The following is a 12,643-nucleotide window of genomic DNA, read 5'->3' on the forward strand; positions in this document are numbered from 1 at the left end:
TGAGAATAAGTCCTATTTAGTTTGATGGCCGCATTCTACTGCGTTCTCTTGATAATGGAAGTCTCAATTTAATTGGAAGTTAATATGAAAATAGAACATTACCAACGCTTAACCAAACAAGCCGTTGCATTAATTGAATCAGAAACCGATCTAACTGCTAATCTTGCTAATATCAGTTCATTATTATTCATGGAATTGGATGACTTGAATTGGGCGGGTTTCTATTTAATGAAGCAGGATTTAGCTAAGGAAAAAGACGAACTTGTACTGGGCCCTTTCCAAGGTCAACCTGCTTGTGTGCGAATTCCGGTCGGGCGTGGTGTGTGTGGAACTGCGGTTGCGACGAATACAGTTCAGCGCATTCATGATGTTCATGAGTTCGAAGGTCACATCGCTTGTGACGCTGCAAGTAACTCAGAAATCGTTATTCCGTTCTCGATTGGCGGAAAAATCGCGGGCGTTCTTGATATTGATAGCCCAAATGTTGGTCGTTTTTCTCAAATTGACGAGGACGGATTGACATTTTTCATGGCAGAAGTGGAAAAGCTGCTTAATTCGCACGCGAACAAGGCATAAATTATTCTCTTACTGTGGTTTTTCCCAAGCATCTCTCTATAATACGTAAAAATATTTTCTTAATGCTCGCGGAAAACCGCAAAAACCAGGAACCCACATGGAAAACACTGAAAAGTTAAAAAACAGCAAAGAAGTTATCGCATATATTGCTGAATGTTTCCCTAAATGCTTTACTCTAGAAGGTGAAGCGAAGCCACTTAAAATTGGTATTTTTCAAGATCTTGCTGAACGTCTAAATGAAGACGAAAAAGTAAGTAAGACTCAGCTTCGTGCAGCGTTAAGACAGTACACATCATCATGGCGTTACCTGCACGGCGTAAAAGCTGGCGCAGAACGTGTTGACCTAGACGGCAACGCGTGTGGCACACTAGAAGAAGAGCACGTTGAACACGCTAAAGCTACACTTGCAGAAAGCAAAGCGAAAGTTCAGGCTCGTCGTAAAGAACAAGCACAAAAAGCTCGTGAAGAAGGCAAAGCGAAACCTAAGGCGAAGAAAGCTCAACAGCCTCGTCGTCAAGCGCCTAAAGCACCAAAAGTAGAAAAGCCTGTAGAAACACGCGCTTTGAACGCTGACGAATTCATCGCTGGCAAAGAAGTAAATGTGAACATGGGTAAAGGAAACATGGCTGCGACCATTGTTGAAATCAATAAGGAAGATGTGCGTGTTCAGTTAGCAAACGGCCTACAAATGGTTGTTAAAGCGGAGCACTTGCGCGCTTAAAGGAGATACTCCTACGCATGAAATGCCGTTCAAAATTGACACTGATTGCTGCTAGCTTTTGGCTAGCAGCTTCAGCTCAGGCTCTTGAAGCCAAATTAGATCAGGACGATTTACCTCTACTCGCTCCTGAGGTCCAACACGAAACTGCTAGTAAACGTGTTACTTCTCGATTTACTCGTTCTCACTATAAACACTTCAATCTCAACGATGATTTCTCTCAAGCTATCTTTAATCGTTACTTAGAGATGCTGGATTATAATCGTAATATCTTCACTCAAGCTGATATTGACTCTTTCTCTGCGTCATCTAAACAAATTGATGATCAGCTGAAATCGGGCAATAACCAGATTGCATTCGATGTTTATAATCTGTCTATGCAGAAGCGTTTTGAACGTTTTCAATATGCATTGTCTTTGCTAGATACAGAGATTAAGTTTGATACCGATGAAAGTATTGAGCTCAATCGTAGTGAAGCTGAGTGGCCAAAAGATATCGCTGAAGTGAATGAGCTTTGGAGAAAACGCGTTAAATATGATGCGTTGAATCTAAAACTTACTGGTAAAGAGTGGCCAGAGATTCAAGAAGTTTTGGAAAAGCGTTACAACAATGCGATGAAGCGTATTACGCAATCGCATAATGAAGATGCTTTCCAGATCTACATGAACGCATTTGCGCGTGAAGTTGATCCTCACACAAGTTACCTTTCTCCAAGAAATGCAGAACAATTCCAATCTGAGATGAACCTATCTCTAGAAGGTATTGGTGCTGTGCTTCAGATGACAGACGACTACACCGTTATTCGCTCTTTAGTTGCTGGTGGCCCTGCGTCAAACAGCAAACAATTGAGTGATGGAGACCGCATTGTTGGTGTTGGTCAAGATGGCGAAGAGATTGTTGATGTTATCGGCTGGCGTTTAGACGATGTAGTGCAATTAATTAAAGGACCGAAAGGGACTAAAGTTAAGCTACAGATCTTGCCAGACGGTAAAGATGCAAAAAGTCACGTTGTCACAATTGTTCGCGATAAGATTCGTTTAGAAGACCGCGCTGTTAAATCAGAAGTGATCGAGAAAGACGGCAAGAAAATTGGTGTATTAGAAGTACCAAGTTTCTACGTTGGCCTTTCTAAAGATACCGATAAACTGATCACCGAGCTTAAAGAGCAAGGTGTTGAAGGTATTATTGTTGACCTCCGAAACAACGGTGGTGGTGCACTGACTGAAGCAACTGAACTCTCTGGTTTGTTTATCAAAGAAGGACCTGTTGTTCAGGTTCGTGATAGCTACGGTCGTGTCAAAGTGAACAGCGATACTGATGGTCAAATCAGTTACCAAGGCCCGTTAACGGTATTGGTGAATCGCTACAGTGCTTCAGCGTCTGAAATCTTTGCAGCAGCGATGCAAGATTATGGCCGTGCAATCATCCTAGGTGAAAACTCTTTCGGTAAAGGTACGGTGCAACAGCATCGCTCTTTGAATCATATTTATGATTTGTTCGATAAAGAGTTAGGCTACGTTCAATACACAATCCAAAAATTCTACCGAATCAATGGTGGTAGTACGCAAAACAAGGGTGTAGTACCTGATATTGCTTACCCAACGCCAATTGATCCTGCAGATACTGGTGAAAGTGTTGAAGACAACGCTCTTCCTTGGGACAGCATCGACAAAGCGAAGTACTCAGTGTTACAGCGTAACGATGAGCAGATCGCAGCGTTGACGGCTAAACACGAAGCTCGTATCGCAACAGACATGGAATTTGGCTTTATCGCGCAAGATATTGAAAAATATAAGGCAGATAAAGACGACAATGACCTTTCTCTTAATGAAAAGGTTCGTCAACAAGAGAGTGATGATGCGGATGCGCTTCGTCTAGAGCGTATTAACCAACGTCAAAAAGCCGCTAAGTTAGAGGCATTTAAAACGTTGGATGATATTCCAAAAGACTACGAAGCCCCGGATGCTTATCTTGATGAATCAGTTGCTATCATGCTGGATATGATCAAAAAATAGAGCAACCGCCTGTTAAAAGGTGATTGTTTAAAGTTAAAGATACGCAATTAAAAAGCGAGCCTGGGCTCGCTTTTTTTGTGTCTATGATTTGACAGGAATATCTGATTGTAACCGTTTAGGTTGGCGCAAATAACACTCAATATTCAGGGTAATTTAGCTCTGTTTTGTGTTGAATAATGACACTTAAGTTACTTCGCACTTAAAATTTAGTGACTTGGATCATATTTTTTCGCTTTCTAATCATTACGTGCCTAAGCTTAAAGAAAACGAGGGGGCGCGTATGAAATGGATTCTACTAATTTTATCTTGTTTAAGTTTTGTGGCTTTTGGGAGCGAGGTCGCTTCTAGCAGCCAACAATCAAAAAGTGATAGTAATCTATCTCATTTTGACCTTCCTTTGCTGCTTGGTGATTGGTATTTGATGAATCCTGATCCTGAGCAAGGCACTGAAAACTTTAGAGCGATCAAGCTCACTCTTGATTCAAACTACTCATTCACTATCGATATCCAAAAGAAAGACTACAGTGTCGATCATTGGGAAGGTTTGTATAACGCCAATGAAGACACGATTATTTTGGGTTTGAATACCTCAGAACCTCAGGTTTACGCGTACAGCAGTAATCACAACATGCTGAATCTTAACGGTGTTATGTTCACCAAGGCCTTGCCAAATGCATTGGCGGGAATCTGGTCAAGTGCCCAACTGTCTGGAAGCGATCTACGTGCGAGTAACATTCAAAAAATGGATTTAGTCCTTCAGCCGGACTTTATATTCATGTTCCGAGTATCAGATGAAGAAGGTGGTGAAGTCATTCGTCGCGGGGTGTATTACACAGAAGGCGATCAACTAGTGTTACTTTATGAGAACGGTGAACACGGCACTCGATATACACTGAACAGCGATGTGTTAACGCTGCAAGGTGAAGAGGGAGATATGTTTGCGGTACTCAATCGCATTCGATAATCGTGAGTTTTAGCAGTAACGGCGTACTCGTTGATAATATTGTGCACAGTTCATTTCTTAGCCGTTCCTGTCTGATTTGATTGATAAAATAGCAAAACATGGAGGCATTTTCTTACAATGCCTCCTTTTTTTAATATTCCCCTTGTTTTATTGGCGCTCAACCTTTAGATATATACAGTTAAAAAATAATTACGTATAACGATCAAAAGGAACCCGTCATGGCACATACACCTCAAGCCAAGTATCGTAAAGATTATCAATCACCATCTCACACGATTTCTGAAATCGATCTTACTTTCGATTTGTACGACTCAGCATCCATTGTTACGGCTGTTTCTAGTGTTAAGCAGGAGAAAGACAGCACGACATTAGTACTTGATGGTGAAGGCTTGAAGTTGGTTTCTGTTTTGGTTGAAGGCAACGAATGGACTCAGTACGAGCAGTCTGAAACTCAACTTACGCTGAATGACCTTCCAAAAGAATTTACTCTAACCATCGTTACCGAAGTTAACCCTGAAGGGAACAGTGCACTTGAAGGCTTGTACAAGTCGGGTGGCGCGTTCTGTACTCAATGTGAAGCTGAAGGTTTCCGCCGTATCACTTACTACATGGATCGCCCAGATGTGTTGGCGAAATTCACTACAACGGTAATTGCAGATAAAGCAGAGAACCCATTCTTATTAAGTAATGGTAACCGTGTAGATGAAGGTGAAGCTGAAAACGGTCGTCATTGGGTGAAGTGGCAAGACCCACATCCAAAACCAGCGTACTTGTTTGCTTTAGTAGCGGGTGACTTTGATGTACTTCGTGACGCATACACTACACAATCGGGTCGTAAAGTTGACCTAGAAATCTTTGTTGATAAAGGCAATCTAGACCGTGCGAGCCACGCGATGGTTTCTTTGATTAACTCAATGAAGTGGGACGAAGAACGTTTCAATCTTGAATACGACTTAGACATCTACATGATCGTAGCCGTTGATTTCTTCAACATGGGTGCGATGGAAAACAAAGGCTTGAACGTATTCAATTCGAAGTTCGTTCTAGCAAACGACCAAACTGCAACGGATACAGATTACCTAGGTATTGAAGCAGTAATCGGCCATGAATATTTCCACAACTGGACAGGTAACCGAGTGACGTGTCGCGATTGGTTCCAGTTAAGTCTGAAAGAAGGCTTAACGGTATTCCGTGACCAAGAATTCTCATCTGATCTTGGTTCTCGCGCAGTAAACCGTATTAACAATGTACGTATCATTCGCGGTCCACAATTTGCAGAAGATGCTAGCCCAATGTCTCATCCAATTCGTCCAGAAAAAGTGATAGAAATGAATAACTTCTATACTTTGACCGTGTACGAAAAGGGCAGTGAAGTGATCCGTATGATCCACACATTGTTGGGCGAAGATGGTTTCCAAAAAGGCATGAAGCTGTACTTCGAACGTCACGATGGTACGGCTGCAACATGTGAAGACTTCGTCGCGGCAATGGAAGATGCGTCGGGCGTTGACTTATCTCAGTTCCGCTTATGGTACAGCCAGTCTGGTACGCCGACGCTGTCTGTTGAAAGTAAGTACGACGCAGAGAAGAAACAGTACACGTTAACAACTCGCCAAGTAACAGCGCCAACTCATGAGCAAACGGAAAAGCAGGCTCTGCATATTCCTCTTGATATCGAGCTGTACACAGCTGCGGGTGAAGTTGTTGAGTTACAATGTAACGGTAAGCCAGTTCATAATGTATTAGATGTGAAAGAAGCAGATCAAACGTTCGTGTTTGAAAACGTTTCTGAGCAACCGATCCCATCATTACTTCGTGAATTTTCTGCGCCAGTGAAATTGGAATATGACTACTCAGATGAAGAACTGATCTTCTTGATGGTGAATGCTCGCAATGAATTCTCTCGTTGGGATGCGGGTCAAATGCTATTAGCGAAGTACATCCGCAGTAACGTGGAGAAAGTTCAGCAGGGTCAAGCGTTTGAGCTTTCTGATTCTGTTGTTGATGCATTCCGTGGCGTACTGCTGAGTGATTCACTAGAGCCTGCGTTTATTGCAGAAATGCTTTCTCTACCAAGCCACAATGAAGTATCGGGTTGGTACGAGCGCGTTGATATTGATGCGGTCGCATCGGTTCTTAACTCAATGAAAGTCACACTAGCTGCAGAACTTGAAGACGAGTTAGCGGCGGTTTATCACAGCCACGCACTAACAGAATACACGGTCGATCACGATTCGATTGGTAAGCGTACTCTACGTAAAGTTTGCCTAAGTTACTTAGCACATACAGAGCAGGGTAATGACTTGGTTGTTGCGATGTACCAGCAAGCAAACAACATGACAGATACGATGGCAGCAATGGGCGCGGCAAACAGCGCACAACTTGCATGTCGTGAAACCTTGATGGCGGATTACAGTGACAAGTGGAAACACGATGGTCTTGTTATGGATAAGTGGTTTGCATTGCAAGGTACAAACCCAAGTTCAAACGCACTTGAAGTGATCAAAGCGTCGATGTCGCACCAGGCGTTCAGTTTGAAGAACCCGAACCGTACCCGTAACTTGGTCGGTTCATTCTTAAACATGAACCCGGTTCAATTCCACGACAAGTCTGGTCAAGGCTATGCATTTGCTGGCGAGATCTTACGTGAGCTAAACAGCAGCAACCCACAAGTGGCTTCACGTCTGATTGACCCGCTACTTAAGTTCCGTAAGTACGATGATGAACGCCAAGCTCTTATCAAACAGGAACTTGAGACATTGAAGAGCATGGACAACCTAGCAAAAGACTTGTTTGAGAAAGTGACGAAAGCACTAGAGGCTTAAGTCAGCGCGCATTCAGGTAACTGTTTGCTAATAAGCAGTTTACTAATAAACTGTTTGCTATAACGAAAGGTCATCAGTGGTAGAGAATATCTGCCACTGATTTTTTGTTTCTGGTTCATCGAATTTTCGATAAGCTAGAGCAGCTTCAAGTTCAGTTTCACCGTCAGACATCTAAAAGTGCCAAAAAACACTGGCACTGTATATTTATACAGGTATCGTATGAATCGCTATATTTTCCAACTTAACATCTCATATCAGCAGTTTTTGGCCAGCTATTCTGGCGCCGCAAGTAAAGTTCAAGTGATAACAACAACAGGTTTACGCTTACAGTTACCTGCAACTCGGTTCAGACCATTTCTTACACAAATAGGGGTTAGAGGGCAGTTTAGGCTGACAACTGACCAAAAAAATAAGTTTATTAAGTTAGAAGCTCTGTAAACCTTGGCGTGCCTAGTGAGTTAAAAGGAATCTTAATCACATAATCAAACATTTCAGCTCTTACCACCTCCAAAACAATTAACTATTTTTCAATAATGCTTTTACAATAAATGAATGCATTACCTTTGCTTAACTCGTTAGTAGAAAAGCGCTCAACGGCACGTTTCAAACACCAGATTAAGTGATCCCCCTAATAATAAAATATAATTCTAATTGTGGAGTGTGACTATGACCGCACGTGAAACTGTGGTTCCAGTTTTACTTGAAAAAGTTTACAAGCTGATTCAAGACAAACTTGACCTTGCTCATCGACCTCTCGTAACTCAACTTGCTCAACACTTGTTTAGTAACGTTTCTCACGACGATCTAACTCAGAGAAACGAATCCGATTTATATGGTGCTGTAGTTAGCTTATGGCATCACATCAATGAAAAGAAAGCCGACGAAATCTCTGTACGCGTATTCAACCCGACGGTAAGTCGTCAAGGTTGGCAGTCTACTCATACTATCGTTGAGATAGTCGTTCCAGACAGTCCATTCCTTGTTGATTCCGTAAAAATGGCATTGACTCGCCTAGACCTTTCTTCTCACCTTATGCTTCATAACCCAACACAAATCTCTCGCTCAGATAAGGGCAGTGTTGTCGGTGTAAGCAATAACGAAGGTGCATTCCAATCGCTTTTCCATATCGAAGTTGACCGTCTGAGTAGTAAAGCTGAAATGACAGCACTTAAAACGGAGTTGCTGGATATCTTTACCGACACTAGCTTAGTCGTGAACGATTGGTTGAAGATGGTTGAAAGACTTGAAGAAGTGACCAATCAAGTTGAACAGCAAAAAGAGAGCATTCCAGTAGACGGCCAGCGCTTTGATGAAACGTTGGCGTTTCTTCGTTGGTTAGGCCAACACAACTTTACATTCATGGGTTATAAGGAATATGACCTAGTTTCAGTTAACGGCGACACTGAACTGCAACCGACCAAGGAGCAAGGTCTTGGTTTGTTTGCGAACTCAGATCGTGTACGTAACGTTAAGCTATCTGAGTTTTCTGATTCGGCACGTCTTGAAGCGAAAAAGCCTTATGTGCTTATCGTAACCAAGGGCAACACGGCTTCACGCATTCACCGCCCAGCTTACAACGATTACATTGGTATTAAGAAGTTCGATAAGAACGGTAAGGTCATTGGTGAGCACCGCTTTACTGGTCTTTACACATCTGCCGTTTATAACCAAACCGTTGAAACGATTCCTCTTGTTCGCGAGAAAGTAGAACGTATTTTGGATGCGAGTGGTTACCGTGAAGGTTCATACTCTTACAAAGCGCTGCACAACATTCTTGAAAACTACCCACGTGATGAACTGCTGCAAGCTCGAGAAGAAGAGCTACTAGAAGTCGGTACGGGCGTAGTACAAATGCAAGATCGCGATCTCCTGCGTTTGTTTGTTCGCAAAGACCCGTTTGGTCGTTTCTTTAGCTGCATGGTTTACGTAACAAAAGATCGTTACAACACTGAGCTTCGTCGCCAAACACAGCGCATCTTGAAACAGTACTTTGGTTGTGAAGAAGAGGTTGAATTTACAACGTACTTCTCTGAAAGCCCGCTAGCAAGAACGCACTATATTGTTCGTGTTGATAACAACAACATGGATGTGGACGTGAAAACAATTGAGCAAAATTTAATGGAAGTATCGTCTACGTGGGATGACCGTCTGTCTGAATCTATCATTGCAAACTTCGGTGAAAGCAAAGGTCTTCCATTGTCGAAAGAGTACATGCGTGCATTCCCACGTTCGTACAAAGAAGACATGATGCCAGGTTCTGCTGTTGCCGACATTGAACGTTTAGAAGCGCTAAGTGAAGACAACAAACTGGGTATGCTTTTCTACCGTCCTCAAGAAGAAGCGGCAGATTCAAAAGCCGTTCGTTTGAAGTTGTTCTACCACAGCGATGAGCCAATTCACCTTTCTGATGTTATGCCAATGCTTGAAAACTTTGGCCTACGCGTTATCGGTGAATCTCCATATGAAGTGCGTAAAACCAACGGTGTGACCTATTGGATCCTTGATTTCTCTATGCTGCACAAGAGCGATAAGACCATTGATCTTCGTGAAGCTCGCGATCTTTTCCAACAAGCCTTTGCGGCAATCTGGGCGGGTGAGTTAGACAGCGATGGTTTCAACCGCTTAGTACTTGGCGCTGGTCTTTCTGGCCGTGAAATCTCAATCTTACGTGCTTATGCTCGTTACATGCGTCAAGTTGGTTTCCCATTCAGCCAACAATACATTGAAGACACATTGTCTCATTACCCAGAATTAGCGAAAGGGCTAGTGAGCCTATTCGGCAAGCGTTTTGACCCGAAACTGAAGGGCAGCGTAAAAGGCCAACAAGATCTTATTAAGAAGATCACTGAACAGTTGGATCATGTAGAAAGCTTGGATGATGATCGTATCATTCGTCGCTACATGGAAATGATCACTGCAACGCTTCGTACTAACTACTACCAAGTAGACGAGAATAAGCAGTCTAAACCTTGGTTGGCTCTGAAAATGAGACCAAGCGAGATTCCAGATATCCCTGCGCCGGTTCCTGCGTTTGAGATCTTCGTTTACGCACCAGACATTGAAGGTGTGCATTTACGTGGCGGTAAAGTAGCACGCGGTGGTTTACGTTGGTCAGACCGTCAAGAGGACTTCCGTACTGAGATTCTAGGCCTAGTTAAAGCGCAACAAGTTAAGAACACGGTTATCGTACCGGTTGGTGCTAAAGGTGGTTTCGTTTGTAAGCGTCAACACATGATGTCTGGCCGAGACGAGATCTTTGCTGAAGGTCAACGTTGTTACAAGCGCTTCATCCGTGCATTGCTAGACGTTTCAGACAACATCATTGAAGGTGAGGTTATCCCACCTAAGAGCGTTGTTCGTCACGATGAAGATGACCCATACTTGGTTGTTGCAGCCGATAAAGGCACCGCGACATTCTCAGATCTAGCGAACTCAGTAGCTGAAGAGTACAACTTCTGGCTAGGTGATGCGTTTGCATCGGGTGGCTCTAACGGTTACGACCACAAAGCCATGGGTATCACGGCGAAAGGTGGCTGGGAATCGGTTAAACGTCACTTCCGCGAAATGGGTATTAACTGTCAAAGCACAGACTTCACTGCCATTGGTGTGGGTGATATGGCGGGTGACGTATTTGGTAACGGTATGCTGCTATCTAAGCACATTCGCTTGCAAGCTGCGTTTAACCACATGCACATCTTCATTGACCCGAATCCAGAATCAGCATCAAGCTGGGTAGAGCGTGACCGTCTGTTTAATCTGCCTCGTTCAAGTTGGGAAGATTACAATAAAGACCTGATTTCTCAAGGTGGTGGCATCTTCTCTCGCCGAGCGAAGTCTATCTCTTTGACACCTGAAATTCAGAAAATGCTGGGTACCAAGAAAGCATCAATGGCACCAAACGACTTGATCAAAGCGATCTTGTCTATGAAAGTTGATCTACTTTGGAACGGCGGTATTGGTACTTACGTTAAGTCTTCTAGTGAGACTCATACCGATGTGGGTGACCGTGCAAATGACGTGCTACGTATCGATGGCCGTGACCTGAAAGCTAAGGTTGTTGGTGAAGGCGGTAACTTGGGTATGACTCAATTGGGTCGTATTGAATACGCTCTAACGGGCGGTCGAGTTAATACTGACTTTGTCGATAACGTTGGTGGTGTAGATTGCTCGGATAACGAAGTTAACATTAAGATCTTCTTGAATGGCTTGGTGTCTAATGGTGATCTTACCGTTAAGCAACGTAACCAAGTTCTTGAATCTATGGAAGATGAAGTAGGTGAAATCGTACTAGACGACGCTTACTGCCAAGCTGAGTCTATCTCTGTTACTGAGCATCAAGGTGTAGGCTTAGTGAAAGAGCAAATCCGCTTTATCCACACTATGGAAAAAGCCGGGTACTTAGACCGTGGTTTGGAATACATCCCAGATGACGAAACGCTGCTAGAACGTGAGAAGCAGGGCCAAGCACTAACAAGACCAGAGCTATCAGTATTGATCGCTTACGGTAAAATGGTTCTAAAAGAAGATCTTGTCAGTGATGACATTGCGAATGATGAGTTCCATGCTCAACAACTGATGCAATACTTCCCAACAGAGTTACGCCGTAACTACTCTCAGCACATGGATAACCATCCACTTCGTGCAGAGATCATTGCGACTGCGCTTGCTAACCAAATGGTTAACGAGATGGGCTGTAACTTCGTGACTCGCTTGCAAGAAGAGACGGGCGCGAACATTGTTGATATTGCGAATGCTTACGCGGCATCACGTGAAATCTACGGCCTGGGTAAGGTATTGAAGAGCATCCGTGAACTGGACAACATCTCAAGTTCTGAAGCTCAATACGAATTGCTTTACCATGTACGTCGTACGCTTCGTCGTCTAGCACGCTGGTTGCTAAGAAACCGTACCGGTAAACAGTCAGTGAATGCATTGATTGAGCTTTACCAAGGTGATGTCGTCGCAATTACTGAGAAGCTGGATGAAAACCTAGTGGCTTCAGAAGTAGAAGAGCATCAAGCAATGGCTCAAGTATGGATTGACCAAGGTGTAAACGCTGAGCTGGCTAATTCAGTGGCTCGTTTGTCTAGCCTGTACTCAGCACTGGATATATCTACAGTGGCTCGTGAAACAGGTAAAACAGTACAGCAAGCGTCTAAGCTTTACTTCAACCTAGGCGACCGTTTGTCACTGCACTGGTTCTTGAAGCAAATCAATGGCCAAGCTATAGACAACAACTGGCAAGCACTGGCGCGTGCAGCATTCAGAGAAGATCTGGATTGGCAGCAACGCCAGTTAACTGGTCAAGTACTTAACTGTGGTTGTGCTTCAGATATCGATGTGATTAAAGCGCTTGATGACTGGATGGAAAGTAACTCTGTTTCTCTACATCGTTGGGAAAGCATCCTAAACGAATTCAAAGTAGGTTCTGTTCATGAGTTTGCTAAGTTCTCAGTAGCACTGCGTGAATTGATGCTGTTGAATCTAAACTGCATGTCAAAAGACTAGTTACTAGATAAGACGAAAAAGTATAAGGGCAGGCCAA

General features: G+C 43.4%; 7 protein-coding genes. All 7 read left to right on the forward strand.

The window, feature by feature from the left end; all coding sequences use genetic code 11:
* Positions 1-84 precede the first annotated feature (84 nt).
* On the forward strand, positions 85-576 hold the full coding sequence (locus AB4486_RS18720; protein ID WP_017059689.1) for a GAF domain-containing protein: 492 nt from the start codon (positions 85-87) through the stop codon (positions 574-576).
* A gap of 97 nt (positions 577-673) precedes the next feature.
* On the forward strand, positions 674-1,297 hold the full coding sequence (gene proQ, locus AB4486_RS18725) for an RNA chaperone ProQ (RefSeq protein WP_017057223.1): 624 nt from the start codon (positions 674-676) through the stop codon (positions 1,295-1,297).
* A gap of 17 nt (positions 1,298-1,314) precedes the next feature.
* Positions 1,315-3,309, forward strand: coding sequence for a carboxy terminal-processing peptidase (gene prc / locus AB4486_RS18730; RefSeq protein ID WP_017068919.1), 1,995 nt, complete (start codon positions 1,315-1,317; stop codon positions 3,307-3,309).
* Between the two features lie 280 nt (positions 3,310-3,589).
* Positions 3,590-4,273, forward strand: a complete 684-nt coding sequence (locus tag AB4486_RS18735; RefSeq protein ID WP_017066964.1) for a hypothetical protein — start codon at positions 3,590-3,592, stop codon at positions 4,271-4,273.
* Positions 4,274-4,491: 218 nt separating this feature from the next.
* On the forward strand, positions 4,492-7,098 hold the full coding sequence (gene pepN, locus AB4486_RS18740) for an aminopeptidase N (protein ID WP_372118129.1): 2,607 nt from the start codon (positions 4,492-4,494) through the stop codon (positions 7,096-7,098).
* 219 nt (positions 7,099-7,317) lie between these two features.
* On the forward strand, positions 7,318-7,536 hold the full coding sequence (locus AB4486_RS18745) for a DUF2835 domain-containing protein (protein ID WP_004733645.1): 219 nt from the start codon (positions 7,318-7,320) through the stop codon (positions 7,534-7,536).
* Positions 7,537-7,764: 228 nt separating this feature from the next.
* On the forward strand, positions 7,765-12,606 hold the full coding sequence (locus tag AB4486_RS18750) for an NAD-glutamate dehydrogenase (protein ID WP_017066961.1): 4,842 nt from the start codon (positions 7,765-7,767) through the stop codon (positions 12,604-12,606).
* Positions 12,607-12,643: the final 37 nt, after the last annotated feature.

Origin of the sequence: Vibrio sp. 10N.222.55.C6, assembly GCF_041473395.1 — a bacterium.
Taxonomy (GTDB): domain Bacteria; phylum Pseudomonadota; class Gammaproteobacteria; order Enterobacterales; family Vibrionaceae; genus Vibrio; species Vibrio crassostreae_C.

What these genes read in the sequence shown, in the direction of transcription:
- AB4486_RS18745 (WP_004733645.1), top strand. Translation starts at nt 7,318, where the DNA reads ATGAATCGCTATATTTTCCAACTTAACATCTCATATCAGCAGTTTTTG.
- AB4486_RS18750 (WP_017066961.1), top strand. Translation starts at nt 7,765, where the DNA reads ATGACCGCACGTGAAACTGTGGTTCCAGTTTTACTTGAAAAAGTTTAC.
- AB4486_RS18735 (WP_017066964.1), top strand. Translation starts at nt 3,590, where the DNA reads ATGAAATGGATTCTACTAATTTTATCTTGTTTAAGTTTTGTGGCTTTT.
- AB4486_RS18720 (WP_017059689.1), top strand. Translation starts at nt 85, where the DNA reads ATGAAAATAGAACATTACCAACGCTTAACCAAACAAGCCGTTGCATTA.
- pepN (WP_372118129.1), top strand. Translation starts at nt 4,492, where the DNA reads ATGGCACATACACCTCAAGCCAAGTATCGTAAAGATTATCAATCACCA.
- proQ (WP_017057223.1), top strand. Translation starts at nt 674, where the DNA reads ATGGAAAACACTGAAAAGTTAAAAAACAGCAAAGAAGTTATCGCATAT.
- prc (WP_017068919.1), top strand. Translation starts at nt 1,315, where the DNA reads ATGAAATGCCGTTCAAAATTGACACTGATTGCTGCTAGCTTTTGGCTA.